The following is an 18,197-nucleotide window of genomic DNA, read 5'->3' on the forward strand; positions in this document are numbered from 1 at the left end:
ATCTACTCCTTCAAAACAGCTTCAATGTATTTTTCCGGATTCAGCAGATTCTCAGCCGTCTGATTGACATACGGCGAAACCCATTCGGTTCCGAGCCCGAACAGAAGCGACAAAAGGAGAAAAGCGGCTGCCGGATAAAGAAGTCCTTTTGCGGACCGTCCGCCTGCGCCGGGGATTTCTTTTTCTTCCCCCCAAAAAGCCGTCGTAAAAACCTTCAGCACCGAATAGAGCACAAGCAGGCTTGATAAGAGAATCAATACGGAAAACAATGTTTCCCCCTTATCGAACCCGCCTTCCGCGATCTTCAGCTTGCCCACAAATCCGCTGAACGGCGGGATGCCGGCCAAAGATATGGCTGAAATAAAGAACATCCATCCTAAAACGGGATAACGGTTGATCAGTCCGCCCATTTTATGCAGGCTGGCAGTGCCTGTCAATGCGATAAGCGAGCCGGCAAGCATAAACAGCGCTCCTTTAATCAGCATATCGTGAATCAAGTAATAAACCGCTCCTTGAATGGAGGCCGGCGTGTTCATGGCAATGCCGAACAAAATCACGCCGACGGCTGTAATAATATTGTAGATGACGATTTTCATGACATCCGAAAAGGCGATAGATCCGATTACGCCGAATAGCACCGTCAGCATCGCAAGCCACATCATCAATTGGTGGGTAAAGCCCGTATCGTGAATAAAGATCAGGGTGAATACTCTTAAAATGGCATACAGGCCGACTTTCGTCAAAAGAGACCCGAATAAAGCTGAAATTGCAGCCGGCGGGGCGTAATAAGAGCCCGGCATCCAGAAATACAGCGGGAATATCCCGCCCTTTAAACCGAAAACGACGAGAAGAAGGACGCCGATCACGGTTATTAGCCCGGTCTGGCCCGATTCGCTTATTTTTACGCTTAGATCAGCCATATTCAGCGTGCCCGTCACCGCATATAAGTAACCGACGCCGATGACAAAAAACGCGGATGACACAATGTTAAACACGATATACTTCAATGATTCTCTTAATTGAATTTTCGTTCCGCCAAGCACGATCAGCATGTAGGACGCGATAAGCAGAAGCTCAAAAAAGACGTACATGTTGAACAGGTCACCCGTCAAAAACGCTCCGCTTACGCCGGCCAGAAGAAACTGCACCCCTGAATAATAGAAAGCGCGCTCCCTTTTTTCTCCGATGGAGCGGAAGGAGTACAGGATGACGAGCAGCCCGATTATGGCGGTTGTCAAAACAAGCAGTGCGGCGAGCTGATCCGCGGCGAGCACAATGCCGTACGGCGCTTTCCAGCCGCCGAGTGTCAGCGTCTGAATCCCGTGTGTGAAAACCGTCTGAACGAGAGCGGCGCTGATGACGATGGAGACACAGGAAGCGGCAGTGCTGAATATCCGCATCAGCATCACGTGCCTGTTCATAAAAATCAGCAGCACTGCGGCAAGCAGCGGCACCAGAATGGGCAATATCACAAAGTTATTCATGTTGATCATTTCCCCTCATTCGATCCATATCGTCCGTTTTCAGTTCCTGATAGGCGCGAAACGCCATCACAAGCAGGAAGGACGTGACGCCGAACGAAATAACGATCGCCGTCAGTATGAGTGCCTGCGGCAGCGGATCGACAAACGATGTGCTTTTTCCGCCCAGTATGGGAGGAGCGCCTTTTTTCAGTCCGCCCATGGTCAGGAGCAGCAAATGGACGCCGTGGCTCAAAAGCGCGGTGCCGATAATCACGCGCAGCAGACTTTTAGAAAGCAGCAGGTAGGTTGCCGCCATAAACAAAATACCGGCAATGACAGACATTAAGATTTCCACTATTCTTCCTCTCCAATCGTTTGAATAATGGTCATCGTCACGCCGACAACAACGAGATACACACCTAAATCAAACAAAGTGGCCGTCGCAAGCTCCGTATTCCCGAGCACCGGGAGATGAAAATGGCCGAATGTATGGGTGAGAAAGGGCGCTCCGAATAAGAACGAACCTGCACCCGTTGCAATCGCGATAAGCAGACCCGCGCCCGCCACATAAATAAAATTGACGGGCAAAATCGATTTGACGGTTTTTAAATCAAAGGCCAAAAGCAGCAGCACGATGGCCGAAGACGTAATCAGTCCGCCGACAAATCCTCCGCCGGGAGCGTTATGCCCCGATAAAAATAAATAGAAAGAGAAAAGCAGAATGATAAAAGATACAAGCTTCGTTGCCGTCTGAAGGATGATGTCGTTTGTTTTTTGCTGTCTCAACGCTCTTCTCCCTCCTCTTTTACTTTTGTTCTGATCATGCCGTAAATCCCGAGTGCGGCGATCGACAGCACCGTGATTTCAAACATCGTGTCAAATCCCCTGAAATCAACGAGGATGACGTTGACGATATTGTTTCCTCCCCCGAGCTTATGGCTGTAAGCGGTGAAAAAGGAGGAGATGCTGTCTTTTGTTTTTTCGCTGGAAGACGCGATTCCGAGCATTGTCACGATGACGCCGACACCGAGAGAAATGATAAAATTCGTCATCCGGAATGTTCTTGTCTTCTTTTTCCGCCGCATTTTCGGCAGATGGTAAAAACAAAGAAGAAACAAGGCGACGGATATCGTCTCAATGACGAGCTGCGTGAGCGCCAGATCGGGCGCTCTGAAAATCACAAAAAACAGCGCGAGTGTGTACCCGACAACACCGAGTGAGATAATGGCCGTCAGCCGCGATTTGGCGAACACAGTCGCAATCGTTGCGCTCACCATAACGAGGGACAGCACGATTTCATACAGGCCGATTTCAGCCATGCCTTTCGCTGTCATGGAAAAGCCGCCTTTCATGACGAACGACGCTCCGATGAGAATGATAAACGCCGCAAAAATATACAGCAGATAATCCCGCAAAAATCCGGTCATATAAGATGACGTCAGCTGGTAAGATCTTTTTTCCATACTGCCCGTCACCGCATCGTAAAGCTTGTTCAGCGTCAGTTTTTTCGGAAACAGACCGTACAGACGCTCCCATTTAGACAGCGTTACGTAACCGATCGTGCCGACAATGATGATGCCGAGGGTCATCATTACCTCAGCCGTCACCCCGTGCCACTGGGAAATATGGACATGGAATGTATCTCCGCCGGTTAACAGAGCCGGATAAATGGAGTTCATCGCCGGTTCAATCAGGCTGTAAGACAAAACGTTCGGGGCAAAAAACAGACTGACGGCGCAAGCGGCAAGAATCACCGGCGAAATCAGCATGCCGAGCGGAGCTTCATGCGGCGTCTTTTCAAGCTGAGCAGATTTACGCGCGCCGCTGAACGTTCTGAAAAACAGCTTCATGCTGTAGATGAAAGTGAAGACGCTCCCGATCCATGCGAGAACGGGGAACAGCACGCCCCACGTATCCAGGCTGAAAATATCTGCATGAGCAATCCGCAGCATACTTGTAAAGAACATTTCTTTACTTAAAAAGCCGTTAAACGGAGGGAGGCCGGCCATGGAAAACGTTCCGATCAGTGAAACGGTGAACGTTACCGGCATAAGCGCCATCAGGCCGCCGAGCCTGCGGATATCCCGCGTTCCCGTTTCATGGTCGATAATGCCGACCGCCATGAATAAACTTCCTTTAAAAGTAGCATGGTTAATTAAGTGAAACACAGCCGCGGTGACAGCCGCCGTAAAATACTCTGAATGCTGATAATGAAGCGCGGCGGCTCCTGCGCCGAGCATCGATACAATCATACCGAGCTGGCTGACTGTGGAAAATGCCAGAATCGCTTTTAAATCGGTTTGTTTAATCGCATTAAAGGAAGCCCATACCATCGTGATCAGACCGACTGAGGCAACCGTCCAAAACCAGACGGGTGAAAAAGCAAAAACCGGACTGAATCTGGCAATCAGATAAATACCCGCTTTCACCATTGTAGCCGAGTGCAGATAGGCGCTGACAGGAGTCGGCGCCTCCATGGCATCAGGCAGCCAGATATAAAACGGAAACTGCGCTGATTTCGTAAAGGCCCCCAATAACAGGAGAACCATCGCCGGAATAAAGAACGGATGGCCTGCGATAATATGCACCTGGTTGACCATTTCCCTGATACTGAAAGAATCCGTCATCAGATACAGCAGGATAAAGCCGCCGAGCATGCACAGCCCGCCGCCGACGGTAATCAGCAGTGATTTTTCCGCCCCGTAGCGTGATTTCTTCCGCTTATGCCAATACCCGATTAATAAGAAGGATGACAGGCTTGTCAGCTCCCAGAACATATAAAGCACGATGACGTTATCGACGAGCACAACGCCGAGCATCGCGCCCATAAACATCAGCAGGTACACATAAAAGGGGCCGAGCTTTTCTTTGTCCTTCGATAAGTAAAAAATACTGTAAAGCGTCACCAAAGAGCCGATGCCCGTAATCAATAAAGCGAATAACAGCCCGAGTCCGTCAATATAAACGGTATAGTTAATACCGAGGGACGGAATCCATTCGGCCGCATACCGGACGGTTTCCCCAGCCATTGTGACAGGGAGCTTGCTGATAAAGTAAACAAACAGCACAACGGGCACTATCAGCACAAACCAGCCTGTATGGACTTGTTTTACCCGTTTATAAAGAAAGGGAACGATAAATGCAAATAAAAAAGGCGCCAAAATCGCGAAATGTAACAGCTGCAACAGAAGACCTCCTTTGCTTGTTTTTTCATCAAGCAACTGCTTTATGTAAGAATGAATCAATCAATTCACGGTCATAGGACCCAGTACAAATTATATCGCACTTTTTTTTACCCTGCTACGGCATAATGTATTCCTCTTTGTGTTTTTGTGGTCTTTTGAACCCAAAATAAATTTATCAAATATCCGGATCTTTGTATATACATTTCTTTTTCAGATCAAGCTTTACAAAAGGAGCTGGTCAGATGAAGAGAAAGGCGGCGGCCTGTATTGGAATATTTTGTTCTATTATTGCAGGAACATTCATAGCGGATGATTTCTGCAAAACGCGGCAGCAGACGGAGGCAGATGATTGGGAGCGTTTTTTTCTCGGTGCGGAATACGCTGAAGACAAGCTGAGTGCGGCTGAATCAATGCAAACGCCGTTTCAGCCGCGTGAGTATATCAGAATCGTATATAGATGAAAAGAGTTCCGGCACCAAGGTGCGGAACTCTTTTTGTGTGGCAATCAGCGTTTTCCTTTAATATAAGGGATGCCGTTGGCTTTAGGCGCATCCGCTCGGCCGATGAAGCCGGCAAGCGCGAGAATGGTCAGAATGTAAGGAGCCATCAGCATGTATACATTCGGAATGTCTTTGAACAGGGGCAAAAGCGAGCCGATAATGCTCAAACTCTGCGCAAACCCGAAGAACAGCGCAGCCCCGAGCGCGCCGATCGGATGCCATTTGCCGAAAACAAGCGCGGCGAGAGCGATAAAGCCTTGCCCGGAAATGGTGGAGTGCGTGAAATCAAGCGCGATCGTGGAAGCATACACACCGCCGCCGAGCCCGCCGAACAGTCCGCTGATCATGACGCCGATATAGCGCATGCCGAACACGTTGATTCCCATCGTATCGGCCGCCATCGGATGTTCCCCGACAGAACGGATGCGGAGGCCGAACGGCGTTTTGAATAAAATAAACCAGGAAACAAAGGCCAGTACGATGGCTAAAATCGACGTATAATATACGTCAGAAAAGAAAATCTTTCCTAAAACCGGAATATCGCTTAACCCGGGAATGTTCGTTTTGTAAAAGGGCTCCGGGATTTTATCAGTCTGCGCTTTTCCGTAGATCAGCTTGACGATAAACAGTGTTGCTCCTAACGCGAGCATATTGATCGCCACACCGGTTACCGTCTGATCGGCGCGGAAAGAAACCGCGGCAGCCGCGTGGATCAGTGAGAACAGTCCGCCGGCAATCATAGCCGCAGCCAAGGCGAGCCACGGAGCGGCGGCGCCAAGCTCGCGTCCGAAAAATAAGTTGAACATGACGCTTGTAAAGGCGCCGATGATCATCAGTCCTTCAAGACCGATGTTGACAACCCCCGATCTTTCAGAAAACACGCCGCCGAGAGCGGTTAAAATAAGCGGAGCCGCATATACGAGTGTTGCCGGGACAATAATGGATAAAATCTGCAGGAAGTCCACTTACTTCGCCCCCTTTTTCTTCAATTTATCAAGGATGAGACGGATGGCGTAGCTTGCTGCCACAAACAAAATAATAATGGCGATGACGATGTCAACGACTTCAGAAGGCACCCCGGATTCAATCGGCATATTTAATGCCCCGACTTTAAGGCCGCCGAGAAGACATGCCGCCAGAACAACGCCGATTGCCGTGCTGCCGCCGAGAAGCGCAACCGCAATGCCGTCGAAGCCGACGCCGGTAAAGGCGCCCTTAACCGCCGCATATTGAAAGGTTCCGAGTCCTTCCATCGCGCCGGCAAGCCCTGCGAAGGCGCCGGAAATCATCATGGCGTACATCATATTTTTTCTGACGCTCATTCCGGCGTATTGTGCGGCGTGCTGGTTAAAGCCGACAGCCCGGAATTCAAATCCGCTTTTTGTTTTATGAATGATAAACCACATGAGGACTGCGGCAAACAGAGCGATCAGAATGCCCCAGTGAAGGCGGGAGTAATCTGTCAGCTGCTCTAAAAACGGCGAGCGGAGCGACGCGCTTTCATGAATTTTGTCTGTTTTGTCCCGGTGGTCCGTCATGACATCGGAAATGAGATAATTGGTTAAATGAAGAGCGATATAATTCATCATGATCGTGACAATCACTTCGTGGACAAAAAAACGGGCTTTTAAAAATCCGGGAATCAGGCCCCAAATGCCGCCCGCAGCCGCAGCCGCCAATAACGAAAGCGGAAGGTGGATGTAAGCGGGGGCGTCAAAGGAAGCGCCGACCCACACCGCGGCGGTCCAGCCGACAAGGAGCTGTCCTTCAACCCCGATATTAAACAGGCCGGTCCGAAATGCGAATGCCACGGCCAATCCGGACAAAATATATGGCGTAATCTGCCGGATCGATTCCCCGATGTAATACACTTCACCGAAAATGCCGCTCCAAAGAGCCGAATACCCGCTTACGACATTGTAGCCGCTGGCGAGCATGATGACCGCACCCGCAGCTAACCCAAGGATGATCGCAATCAGCGGCACAGCCAGATGAGAAAGTCGATTAATCATGTGTTTTCCCCGCCTCCATTTGCTTACTTCCCGCCATTAAAAGTCCGAGCTCCTGCTCGTTTGTTTCAAGCGGATTGACGTTTGCGATGATGCTGCCTTCAAAGATGACGGCGATGCGATCGCTGAGATTCATTATTTCATCAAGTTCAAAAGATAACAGAAGCACCGCTTTACCGGCATCACGCTGCTCAATGAGCTTTTTATGGACGAATTCAATCGCGCCGACATCGAGTCCCCGCGTCGGCTGGGCCGCAATTAAAAGATCCGGATTTCTGTCCACTTCCCGGCCGATAATGGCCTTTTGCTGATTCCCCCCGGAGAGAGCGCGCGCAGGCGTATATTCATCAGGTGTTCTGACATCGTATTCTTCAATCAGGCTTCGCGCTTTGTCATAAATCGTGTGTTTATTTAATATGCCGAAAGAAGAGTAGGGCTTTTGGTAATAACTTTGCAGCACGATATTTTCTCCGATCGGAAAATCAAGGACGAGCCCGTGTTTATGCCTGTCCTGCGGAATATGCCCGATGCCGGCTTCAGTGACTTTCCTGGGCGGCATGTTTTGGAGCTGTTTGCCGTTTAACATGATCGTGCCGGCATTTGTTTTTCTGAGACCTGTAATGGCTTCAATTAATTCAGACTGGCCGTTTCCGTCAACGCCCGCAATGCCGACGATTTCACCGGCTCTGACAGAGAGGGAGAGCTGTTTGACCGCCTCAACGCCGCGCGCGTCTTTCACCGTTACATCAGAAAGCGAAAGCACTTCCTGTTTTGGTTCGGCCGGCTGTTTATCCGTCTTGAATGACACTTCGCGTCCGACCATAAGGCTTGCCAGTTCATCTTGATCCGTATGTGCGACATCAAGTGTTGTAATGCCTTTTCCTTTCCGGATGATGGTGACACGGTCGCAGACTTCCATAATCTCTTTTAATTTGTGGGTGATGAGGATAATTGATTTTCCTTCATTGACAAGATTTTTCATAATCTGAATCAGTTCTTGAATTTCGTGCGGAGTCAGCACCGCGGTCGGCTCGTCAAAAATGAGAATGTCGGCGCCCCGGTAGAGGGTCTTTAATATTTCCGCCCGCTGCTGCATACCGACGGAGATATCGGCAACTTTGGCTTCAGGATCAATGTGCAGGCCGTAACGGTCGGAAATATCACGCACGTCCCGGGCGGCGCGCTGTCTGTCAATTCGGCCGAAAGTTTTCGGCTCTTTTCCGAGAATGATATTTTCTGAGACGGTGAAGGTATCCACAAGCATAAAATGCTGGTGCACCATCCCGATGCCGAGATCGTTGGCTTTGTTCGGGCTGTTGATGTGAACGCGTTCGCCACGCACCCGGATCTCGCCTTTTTCCGGCTGATACAGGCCGAATAAAACGTTCATGAGTGTCGATTTTCCGGCGCCGTTTTCACCGAGAAGGGCGTGTATTTCGCCTTTTTTCACTTGAAGCGTGACGTCATCATTGGCGACGATTCCGGGAAATTCCTTGCGTATATTAAGCATTTCAATGATATAATCCACCGATTTGTCGCTCCTTTTCAGAGATACTTTGATGAGAAAGAGCTTGGCAAAAGAAAAGCTGCAAGAGATGCAGCTTTTCCTTCACCGCTCTTTTCAAAAAAGAGAGGGGATAAGCACGGAAGTCTCCTTATCCCCTGGTTCTTACTCAGCCTTGAAGGATTTCAATTCTTTTTCAGTTGAAGGGATCTCGAGTCCGTCCGCGATTTTCTTCTTCCAATCGTCTGTTGCTTTGATGACATCGTCAGAAAGGTTCTCCTTATGATCCGAGATGCCGACTGCATCTTGCGCCAAACCGTATGTTAATGTTTTGCCGCCCGGGAATTTACCGTCACTCGCTTTTTTCGTTAAGTCCTCCACGGCAGTATCCACTTTTTTGACCATTGATGTGAGAGTGACATTGTCTTTTGTGCCTTTGACTTGGCCTTCCGCGTACTGGTCTTTATCAACACCGATAACCCATACGTTCCGCTTCGGATCTTCTTTTTTCAGATTTTTCGCTTCTGTGAAGACGCCCGTTCCCGTTGCGCCGGCCGCGTGATAAATGACGTCAACGCCTGATTTGTACATGCTTTCAGCCGTCGCCTTGCCGACATCGGCTTTGTCAAACCCGCCCGCATATTTCACTTCGACGGTCGCTTTCGGATTTGCGGCTTGTACACCCGCGCGGAAGCCGATTTCGAATTTTTTGATCAATTCAGACTCCATTCCGCCCACGAATCCGACTTTTCCCGTTTTGCTCGATAGCGCAGCGGCCGCTCCCACGAGGAATGAGCCTTCCTGCTCTTTAAATGTAAGGCTCGCCACGTTGTCTTTTTTGACAACGGCATCAATGATCGCAAAATTTGTGTCTTTGCGCTGATCGGCGATTTCGCTGATGGAATCCTGCATCAGATACCCGACGCCGTAAATCAGGTCAAAGTGTTCCCGCGCTAATTTATTTAAGTTCGTTGTATAATCTGCATCTGATTTTGATTGAAGATAGTCAAAACCGCTTTTGCCTTTTGTAAGCCCGTTGTCTTTTCCGAATGCCTGGATGCCTTCCCAGGCGGACTGGTTAAATGATTTGTCATCAACACCGCCGATATCCGTTACCATGCCGACGGTAAAGTTTTTGCTGCCGGAGCCGTTTGCTTTGTCACTTGAACCGCATGCGCTTAATATGGTTCCGGCCGCTGCGATGAGCGCCATCGCCATTCCGATTTTGCGTTTTTTCAAAGATATAACCCCCCTGTAAAATATGGCTGTGCCGTTCAATTCAGACTTGAGTCCCCGTGCCGGATGCAGAATCGAAAAAACTTTCTGATAATAATGATGAGACGTCTCTTTTTTTCCCGCCTTGAGCGGCTGTCTCTTCCGGGTTCGGGACTTATGACTTATCTGAAAAGATCTGCTAACCAATCATAATTTATCATTTTACCCGCCATAAATAAATAGAAATTTGCTTATTTTTTAAAAAATATCAATTTTATGAATCGGCTTCCTCATCTGGTTAAAACAGAGGAGGATCAGCCGGGTCATTATCCTTATATAGCATATCAAAAAGGAATCTCAAGCCTTTTGTCACGGGATATGACAGTAAAAAAGCACCGTTCACAGCGAAACGGCGCTTTTTGACATTATAAATATTGTTTGATGCTGCTGACATTGCCGGTGTTGATATGATATTGAAAGACGGGTCTGCCGATCGTGCCGTACGCCATCTCTACATTCAGCACTTGTATGTCTTCCAGAAATTTAAGGTATTTCCGGATGGAGACTTGCGAGATTTCAGTATGCTTGGCGAGATCTTCCGTGGTAAAAGAGCCGTCGCCGAAAGACTCAATGCTCGCCCAGATGAGTTTAAGCGTGCTCTTTGTCAATCCCTTCGGAAGGTGAACCTTTTCCGCCGCTTCTTTCTTTTGAAAAAGCTCGGCATCCAATTCTTTCTGTGTCATGCTTCTGTGTGATTGATAAACTTTCTGCTTGCGTCTGTAGTCGGAAAGAGCGGTTTGAAAGCGGTCAAATTCAAATGGTTTGATTAAATAATCGACGGCGCCGTACCGAAGCGTTTTTTTAATGACGTCCAGCTCGCTTGCGGCCGAAATGACGATGACATCAACCGATTCATTCTGCTTGCGGATTTCCGTTAAAAGCTCAAGCCCGTTTTTTCCCGGCATGTAAATGTCAAGAAGGATGAGATCGATATGATGCTCGCTCAGCACGTGCAGCGCGCTTTGAAAGGATGATGCGATCCCTTTCAGCTGAAATCCTTCAATCTGGCTGAGATAGCGTTTATTTAATTCACCCACCATGGGGTCGTCTTCAACTATGAGTACATTAATCATCATTTTCCTCCTTCGGTTCATACGGAATGCGAAGACTGAAAGTCGTTCCTTCATTCTTTTCACTTGTCACAATCATATGGCCTTTTAAATTTTCTGTTGCCTGCTGGGTGAAATAGAGGCCGAACCCCCGGTTTGTCCCTTTCGTGGAATAACCTTGTTCAAAAATACGGGCTTGGTCTGCCGCAGACATTCCGGCTCCCGTATCCGTAATCTCTATATCAAGCTGGCGATCCTGAAACCGCATCGAGCACGTAATGTTTTTTTTCGGCATCTGCGCCACCGCGTCGAGCGCGTTGTTTAACAGGTTTCCGATAATCGTAATGAGCTCATGGATGACGGCCGGATCCGCCGCATTCGGAATCAGGCTGCCGAGCTGAATGTCCAGATCAGCGCCCTGCTCGCGTATGTAGCTTTGTTTTCCCAGAAGAAATCCTGCGAGAACCGGACTTTTGACATCACTTATAATCTCGCTTGTTTCCGTCTTCTGCTGAATGGCAATGTCTTTAATGTAAGTGCCGAGATCATCGTATTCTTTTAACTGGACAAGCCCTAAAATGACATGAAGCTTATTCATGAATTCATGAGACTGGGCTCTCAATGCGTTTGCATACATTTTAACACCGGACAGCTGTTCTGCTAAATGTTTGACCTCCGTTTTGTCCCTGAACGTGGCGATCGCTCCCACGGTTTGTCCTTTCAGATGAATCGGAACTTCATTAAAGACCAGCTCAAGTCCGTTAATGCGGATATCCCTGTCCTGAAGCGGTTTTTTCGTTTCAATCACCTGTTTCAGCCGGCTTTTCGGGAGAATATCGTTCACATCTTGATCGACCGGATTAGTCGGAATACCCATTTTAATAAAAAGCCGTTTCGCTTCCGCATTGGCAAGCTTAATTTTTCCCCGCGCGTCAACCGCCAGGATGCCTTCCTTCGTTGATTCGAGCATGGCGCTCCGCTCTTCCAGGAGGGTGGCGATTTCATAAGGCTCAAGACCGTACATAATGTTTTTGACGGTGCGGGCGACAATCACGGCTCCGATGACGCCGACAAAAATACTTACGCAGATGATGAAATAAAGCGGTCTCAAACTGTGGCTGACGACATCCTGTATTTTGTTAAGCGAAATTCCGACCGAAACGACGCCCACTTGTTTTTTATCTTTTCCATAGATCGGTACGAAGGCTCTCATGGATTTTCCGAGAGTGCCCGCTGATGTGCTCGTTTTGATATGGCCGTGCATTGCCGGCTGTTCGTCTCCGCCGGTGAATTTCTTCCCGATTTTATTTGCGTCGGGGTGGGTGAGGCGGATGCTGTTCATATCCATCACCACGACAAATTCGGTTCCTGTCGTATGCTGGACATCCAGTGTATAATTCCGGAGCTCTTTCAGCCCTTTTCTTGTTTGCAATGCCTGCGCGACACTCGGTGTTTCCGCGACCAGCTTTGCGGTGCGCAGCGCGGTTGTCCGTTCTTCTTCTTTCACGCGGTCTGCGGTCTGGACGCTGATCGTGAAAAAGGTGATACAAAGTGCGATAAGGACGACAATACAGACGAATATCGTTAATCGGGTTTGCAATTTTAATGTTTTTTTCATAACAGCCTTCCTTACGTTTATCATTCCCGCGTTCTACTTTACTCCGAAAAAGCCGGTTTGTGAAGATCAGGCCCTTATTTCGTAAAAGTGAGGAAAAATGGAATTTTTTATCTTGTCAATGTGTTTTAAGTCCTCCATAATAAGTGAGGTAGATTACAGAAAGGGACTTTTTATATGAAAAATACTTATTGGACGGGTTATTTTCCGCTCGTTGCGATTCTGCTTTTTAGTTCGTCATTATCCATTTCTACCTCGCTTTATGTCATGAAGATACTTCAGACGCTCGGCATGTATCAGGGGATGCTGGATTATTTCTCTGAGAAAGGGATCAGACTGGCGCTTTTTGCAGCGTTCGCCCTTGTGTATTTTATGCTTTTTTCGGCTTTGAAGCTGATTGCAAACACAGTGACAGAGCTGTCTCTTTTGTTTTTCACAAATGACCCTGAAGGGGACAATCTGAAAAAAATCAGATTAGGCTCTTTAATTTATGTAGGCGGAGGAATTCTTTCCTTTGCGCTCGTGCAGAATGGTTTTTGGATTGCGGCGTTATTTGCCGTTGTTACGCTCGTTTATTTGATTTTCATGGTGTACAGAATCTATTCGACCCTCTCGATCGTTTCGCTGATCGGTTTTATATTGCTTGAGATTCTGTTTTGGTTTACTTTTGTTATCGGTATTTTGTACATCTTTATCAAGCTTTATAATAGCATAATGGCTAGCTTACCTGTGTAAGCTAGCCATTTTTGTTAAGACAGAAATCTGTTTTTGATCTCAGGGGAGGGGAGCATGCATGCTTCCCTTTTTCCGAACCATTTGTAACGGCGCCGGGCGATGAAAGAATAGGCTCTGTCCCTGAGGGGGCGGGGCACTGCGAAAAAAATCGCTGACAGCCGCCAGGCTCCGCGGAGATGACGGGAAACCTTTAACACGGCTGCGGATTTTTTGTATATCCGCCCGTTTTCGATGAAAATCATGCTGTCAAATTGTTCTGTCGGAAGTCCTTCTGATGCCAAAAGCTCCCGGGCGGTATCTGATTGCAATGAAGCAAATGAGATTTTGCCGGCCGGATCGCGTTTAATGATGAATTGAACGGCGCCGCTGCATAAGTTGCAGACACCGTCAAACAAAAGCACGCGGTCCGGAAGCTGAGCTGGTTTCAAAGCGGATCCCCTCCGTTATCTTTAATAAGCTGCCTGCAGCGTGTTTTTCCAGATCGAAAGCTGAGGGCTTGCGTCATGAAGGTATTCGACGCTTGACGGTGTATCCTTGCCGACCCATACCCCCATCGTATAAGCATCCGTCAGGCCGACAAACCACATATCGTGATAGTCATTTGACGTTCCTGATTTTCCGCCGACGTACGGAGCTTTAAAGTTCGCTTTCTTTCCTGTTCCGCTTTTGACGACGGCTTTCATCATTTCTTTGATCTGCATGTTGGTCCGCACGCTGAATACCTGCGCCGGCTCATCTTTCCATTTTAATATCGTTTTTCCTTTTAAATCAGTCACTTTTGTAATCGCGTGACTCGGCGTATAAACGCCGTTGTTGCCGAACGTGGTGTACGCATTGGTCATTTCAAGCGGCGTCATGCCGTTTGTAAAACCGCCCAGCGCCGCAGGCAGACGGTAATCCGCGCTGACCAGCTTCGCGAAATGAAACGGTTCAAGGTAGCTGAACGCCTTATTGACGCCGACGCGGTCCATGATTCTGATGGCCGGTGTGTTGTACGAGTATTTAAACGCCGTTTCCAGCGTAACCGTGCCGTACGTGCGGTTATTATAGTTCTGCGGGCAGTAATCCGCACTGCAGAATTTGCTTGCGTCAATCTTGCTGTGTGGCGTTGCGCCGGTCTTTTCAATGTAAGGTCCGTAATCAAGCAGCGGCTTAATGGATGAACCGGGCTGTCTGTATGCTTGATAGGCGCGGTTGAAATCATATTTATGATAATCTTTCCCGCCTGAAAGCGCGATAATCTGATGTGTCTGATGATTAATCACGGCCGCTCCGCCCTGGACGCCTGCATACGGCAGATTTTGATTCACTTGGGCGACGACCTGGTTTTGCATATACGGATTCAGCGCCGTATAAATCTTCACGCCGTCTTTTAACAATGTGCTGACTCTGTCGGAAAGCTCACTCTGTATTTTTTGTTTCGCCTTTCCGGAAGCTTTTTCAAGACGTTTGTCATAGCCTTCGGATGAGGAAACAAGCTGTGTGAATTCATCATTTACATAGGAAACATAGTCAGGATATTTATTTGTTTTTTCGTTTATATCAAGCTTGATCTTTTCCTTTTCGGCTTTTTTCAGCTGTTTCCCGGATATAACGCCTGCTTTTTTCAATCCGTTAAGCAATCTGACTTGTCGTTTTTTCGTATAATCAAAATGCTTGAGAGGATCATATAATGTAGGGTTATTAGGAATGGCGCAGATAAAGGCCATCTCTCCCAAAGTGAGAGATTTCAGCGGTTTGCTGAAATAAAATTGTGCCGCTGAACCGACACCGTATACGCCGTTATTAAAATAAATTGTATTTAAGTAGCCTTCTAAAATCTCATCTTTGCTGTATTTTTTCTCAAGCTGATAGGAATAGGCCAGCTCCGTCAATTTTCGGCTGAAGGTGCGTTCATGGCTTAAATACACATTCCTTGCCAGCTGCTGGGTGATGGTGCTGGCGCCCTGGTCAATTTTATGATCTTTGAAATTGGAGGCGGCCGCCCTGACCATCCCCATAAAGTCAAACCCTTTATGCTCATAAAAATGGCGGTCTTCAGAGGTTAAAAACAGCTGTTTTACCTCATTCGGTATTTTATTAAAGGGCACGATCACGCGGTTCTCATGATCGCTGACAATCTCAGAAACAAGGCTTCCGTCCCTGTCATACATGTAACTGTTTTGAACCAGGTTGATCGCTTTTAAGTCAATATGTTTATCGAGCACCTGATCAAAAGGCTTGATTTGTTTTACCTCTTTGCCGGAAGCAATAACTGTAAATGCACACAACGGGATAATGCCGAGCAGCAAAATCCATCCGATTATTTTACGTACCATGGTCACTCTCTTTTCTCCTGATTTCTAGCCATATCGTATCATTCTTTTAAGAATACGAGAAGGTTAAATTTAGAAGAAATCGTGATCGCTGCCGGTCAGCCCGCATTTGACGCTGTATCCTTTTGCAGATGTCCCGCCATCCATAAAAGCCCCGCGCCTATTAAAAAGAGAAAGGCGGTGACGTAGAAAGCAGCCGAAATAGAAAAACCGCTTGAGACCGCACCTCCGAGCAGAGGGCCGAGCACGTTTCCGAGAAAACGAAAGCTGACGTTATAGCCGAGCACCTCTCCCTGGATGCTGCCCGGCGCCCTGACGCGGATCGCGGCCGTAATGCAGGGGAGCGTGCCGCCCATGACCATGCCGAACAGAAATCTGAAGACTAACAGAATGGAGAGGGAGGAGGCGAGCGCCTGCGGAATAAAAAACACCGCTGATGCAATCAAAAGCACGATTAAGATCCGGCTGTGGCCGAAGCGGTCGCCGAAGTCCCCCCATTTCCGGGCAAGCAATAAGCTTCCGAGTCCGGTCGCTGAAAACGCCATTCCGGAGAAAAAGGCTAAATTAACAGGTCCGTGCAGCTCATTGACATATAAAGCGAGCAGCGGCTGGATGCTGAAATTGCCGGTCTGCACGATCATGGTAAGCACCATCATCGCCCAAAGCGCGGGCTGGTGAAAAATATAGGAGAGCACCTGTTTTCTGGAATAGGTTTTCCGCTTGTTTTGTTTCTCGCCGAGCGGCTGCTCATTCACCTGAAATAAAACGAGAAGCACGGATACGAAAATAACAAAAGACGTAATAAAAAATGTGTACGTAAACCCGAAGCTGTCAGCGAGCAGCCCGCCCAGCATCGGTCCGAATAAAGTGCCTGACACCTGACCCATCTGCAGTGTGCCGAGCGTTTTCCCGGCAGTCTCTTTCGGCGTCTGCGCCGAAATCATGGCAAGCGATGTCGGAACAAAGCCTGTTACAAGGCCCATAAGCAGCCGCAGGACAAACAGCTGATAAACCGATGTCACAAACCCCATCAATAAAATGCTGACGGCAATGCCGGTGCCTGTGATCAAGAGAATTTTTTTGTAGCCGCGCTTATCGCCGAATCTGCCCCAAAACGGGGAAATCACAAACGCCATTAAAAACGTGACGCCGAACACATACCCGCTCCATCTCTGCACATACCCGCCCGAATGGGGGCTGATCGTTTCGATATATAACGAAAGAAACGGAACAATCATGGTCATGCTGGCGGAAATAAAGAAATTTGTAATCCAAATGACGACGAAGTTCTTCTTACGGACAGAAATAACATCACCTTCTTTAATTTTCGTGTGTCTAATCATTAGTATATAGGAATGAATCCGGTATTTGTATTTTCGATGCGGATATAGGAAAATTCATTATTTTTAGAAAATGAAGAAAGTTTCAGAGGGGAAACTGATATACTATCATAAAATATCATTTTTGATCGGAGGAAAGGCAGGTGTAAAAAAGTGGATCAGCGCAGTCTGCTCATTATTGATTTTGAATTTACGATGCCTGACGGAAAATACAGCCCGCAAAATTTCTTTCCTGAGATTATTGAAGCGGGGATTGTCAAGACGGTGAATGATGAAGTGACTGAAACGTTTTCGAGTTATATCAAACCGAAAAAATTTCCAAAGCTGACGAAACGATGCAAAACCTTTCTGAACATCACCCAAAAAGACGTGGACGGCGGAATCACGTTTAATGAATTCATCCGCAAATTAAATGAGCTTGATCCTGATAAAAACTGCACGATCGTCACCTGGGGCAATATGGATATGAAAGTGTTAAAGCAAAATTGCATGTTTAACCACATCCCTTTTCCGTTCAAAGGAGAACTTCGGGATCTGTCCCTTGAATACAAAAACTTCTTCGGCGACAGAACATTGACCGGCCTTTGGAAAGCGGCGGAAGAGTATGGCGATAAAGGAACGGGCACACATCACAAAGCGCTGGATGATGCGCGGACGACATACAAATTATTCAAGCTTGTCGAGCGGGATAAACAATATCTTGAAAAACCGAAACCTCCGACGATCGGTGATCGCGTCGATCTGACTGAACTGTTTCGCCGGGCCACATAAAAAAACCCAATCATGCCGACTGGGTCAAGTTCTTTTAAAATAGTCACGCTCTAACGCGGCCAAGTTGGCGAGCGAACGTTCCGCCCATTCTGAGCCGTCCGCTGTAAGCTGATCTTTCAGCCGGGCAGACGCCGCTTGTAAGGAAGCCGTATAATCAGGAACTTCGCCATCAAACGGTTTGACCATCTGATGCGGTATGTTTGTCTGTTCCCCGAATGCAAGCGCTCTTCTTTCATGAAAGAACGGAACATCCGCCTGCTTCGGATGATGAAGATCTCCTTGAGCGGGATGCGTCAGAACGGCTTTAATTTTCACTAAATAGTGATTGGGCCTGACGTCTGTCACTTCCCCTATGTATGCTCCTGTTTTATAAAACCCTTTTACGATTGTGCCGATTTCAAACGAATTCATAGCGTTCACCTCTCTCTAGTTATTC

At 47.9% G+C, this 18,197-nt stretch carries 17 protein-coding genes; 3 read left to right on the top strand and 14 right to left on the bottom strand.

Translation table 11 applies throughout. From position 1 onward, the window contains the following. Window positions 1-2 precede the first annotated feature (2 nt). The 4 genes from ACWJJX_RS09705 to ACWJJX_RS09720 are packed head-to-tail and all read right to left on the bottom strand — an operon-like array spanning window position 3 to window position 4,648. Window positions 3-1,484: a Na+/H+ antiporter subunit D gene (locus ACWJJX_RS09705; RefSeq protein WP_454022939.1), complete on the bottom strand. Its 1,482-nt coding sequence runs from the start codon at window positions 1,482-1,484 to the stop codon at window positions 3-5. Beyond that, window positions 1,477-1,818: a Na(+)/H(+) antiporter subunit C gene (locus ACWJJX_RS09710; protein WP_003152063.1), complete on the bottom strand. Its 342-nt coding sequence runs from the start codon at window positions 1,816-1,818 to the stop codon at window positions 1,477-1,479. The genes ACWJJX_RS09705 and ACWJJX_RS09710 overlap by 8 nt, the downstream gene beginning before the upstream one ends. Further along, the gene (locus tag ACWJJX_RS09715) at window positions 1,818-2,249 is read right to left on the bottom strand and encodes a Na(+)/H(+) antiporter subunit B (RefSeq protein ID WP_007613424.1); all 432 of its coding nucleotides are present in this window, start codon (window positions 2,247-2,249) and stop codon (window positions 1,818-1,820) included. The genes ACWJJX_RS09710 and ACWJJX_RS09715 overlap by 1 nt, the downstream gene beginning before the upstream one ends. Beyond that, on the bottom strand, window positions 2,246-4,648 hold the full coding sequence (locus ACWJJX_RS09720) for a Na+/H+ antiporter subunit A (RefSeq protein WP_454022940.1): 2,403 nt from the start codon (window positions 4,646-4,648) through the stop codon (window positions 2,246-2,248). Before ACWJJX_RS09720 ends, ACWJJX_RS09715 begins: the two co-directional genes overlap by 4 nt. A 242-nt stretch (window positions 4,649-4,890) precedes the next feature. Here ACWJJX_RS09720 and ACWJJX_RS09725 point away from each other — a divergent pair, with 242 nt between their 5' ends. Further along, window positions 4,891-5,109: a hypothetical protein gene (locus ACWJJX_RS09725; protein ID WP_070082282.1), complete on the top strand. Its 219-nt coding sequence runs from the start codon at window positions 4,891-4,893 to the stop codon at window positions 5,107-5,109. A 44-nt stretch (window positions 5,110-5,153) separates the two neighbouring features. On the opposite strand, the gene nupQ is transcribed toward ACWJJX_RS09725, so the two are convergent. From nupQ to malK, 6 genes are all read right to left on the bottom strand, one after another. Next, complete coding sequence (nupQ, locus tag ACWJJX_RS09730; RefSeq protein WP_003152071.1) at window positions 5,154-6,113, bottom strand: guanosine ABC transporter permease NupQ; 960 nt, start codon at window positions 6,111-6,113, stop codon at window positions 5,154-5,156. Further along, window positions 6,114-7,160: an ABC transporter permease gene (locus tag ACWJJX_RS09735; RefSeq protein WP_454022941.1), complete on the bottom strand. Its 1,047-nt coding sequence runs from the start codon at window positions 7,158-7,160 to the stop codon at window positions 6,114-6,116. Next, window positions 7,153-8,685 carry an ABC transporter ATP-binding protein gene (locus ACWJJX_RS09740; RefSeq protein ID WP_015387787.1) on the bottom strand — a complete coding sequence of 511 codons (1,533 nt, stop codon included), beginning with the start codon at window positions 8,683-8,685 and terminating at the stop codon, window positions 7,153-7,155. Before ACWJJX_RS09740 ends, ACWJJX_RS09735 begins: the two co-directional genes overlap by 8 nt. Window positions 8,686-8,826: 141 nt before the next feature. Then, window positions 8,827-9,900 (bottom strand): BMP family lipoprotein, encoded by a 1,074-nt coding sequence (locus tag ACWJJX_RS09745; RefSeq protein ID WP_007408665.1) that lies wholly within the window; start codon window positions 9,898-9,900, stop codon window positions 8,827-8,829. A 401-nt stretch (window positions 9,901-10,301) separates the two neighbouring features. Further along, on the bottom strand, window positions 10,302-11,009 hold the full coding sequence (locus ACWJJX_RS09750; RefSeq protein WP_003152077.1) for a response regulator: 708 nt from the start codon (window positions 11,007-11,009) through the stop codon (window positions 10,302-10,304). Continuing rightward, entirely contained in the window at window positions 11,002-12,603 is a 1,602-nt protein-coding gene (gene malK / locus ACWJJX_RS09755; protein ID WP_003152078.1) for a malate sensor histidine kinase MalK, read from the bottom strand. Before malK ends, ACWJJX_RS09750 begins: the two co-directional genes overlap by 8 nt. Before the next feature lie 174 nt (window positions 12,604-12,777). On the opposite strand from malK, the gene ACWJJX_RS09760 reads away from it, so the two are divergent. After that, complete coding sequence (locus tag ACWJJX_RS09760; protein ID WP_007408662.1) at window positions 12,778-13,335, top strand: YufK family protein; 558 nt, start codon at window positions 12,778-12,780, stop codon at window positions 13,333-13,335. A 14-nt stretch (window positions 13,336-13,349) separates the two neighbouring features. On the opposite strand, the gene ACWJJX_RS09765 is transcribed toward ACWJJX_RS09760, so the two are convergent. The 3 genes from ACWJJX_RS09765 to ACWJJX_RS09775 form a co-directional block, all read right to left on the bottom strand. Then, window positions 13,350-13,763, bottom strand: a complete 414-nt coding sequence (locus ACWJJX_RS09765; RefSeq protein ID WP_003152080.1) for a thiol-disulfide oxidoreductase DCC family protein — start codon at window positions 13,761-13,763, stop codon at window positions 13,350-13,352. 21 nt (window positions 13,764-13,784) lie between these two features. After that, the gene (locus ACWJJX_RS09770) at window positions 13,785-15,659 is read right to left on the bottom strand and encodes a transglycosylase domain-containing protein (RefSeq protein ID WP_014305709.1); all 1,875 of its coding nucleotides are present in this window, start codon (window positions 15,657-15,659) and stop codon (window positions 13,785-13,787) included. A gap of 89 nt (window positions 15,660-15,748) precedes the next feature. Next, window positions 15,749-16,993, bottom strand: a complete 1,245-nt coding sequence (locus ACWJJX_RS09775; RefSeq protein WP_032862488.1) for a multidrug efflux MFS transporter — start codon at window positions 16,991-16,993, stop codon at window positions 15,749-15,751. Between the two features lie 150 nt (window positions 16,994-17,143). Here ACWJJX_RS09775 and kapD point away from each other — a divergent pair, with 150 nt between their 5' ends. Then, complete coding sequence (gene kapD, locus ACWJJX_RS09780) at window positions 17,144-17,761, top strand: 3'-5' exonuclease KapD (RefSeq protein ID WP_003152084.1); 618 nt, start codon at window positions 17,144-17,146, stop codon at window positions 17,759-17,761. Window positions 17,762-17,785: 24 nt separating this feature from the next. Here the strand turns inward: kapD and ACWJJX_RS09785 are convergent, their stop codons facing one another. Continuing rightward, the gene (locus tag ACWJJX_RS09785) at window positions 17,786-18,172 is read right to left on the bottom strand and encodes a kinase-associated lipoprotein B (RefSeq protein WP_003152087.1); all 387 of its coding nucleotides are present in this window, start codon (window positions 18,170-18,172) and stop codon (window positions 17,786-17,788) included. Window positions 18,173-18,197 lie beyond the last annotated feature (25 nt).

The sequence above is a fragment of the Bacillus sp. YH3-2-B2 genome, assembly GCF_053663335.1.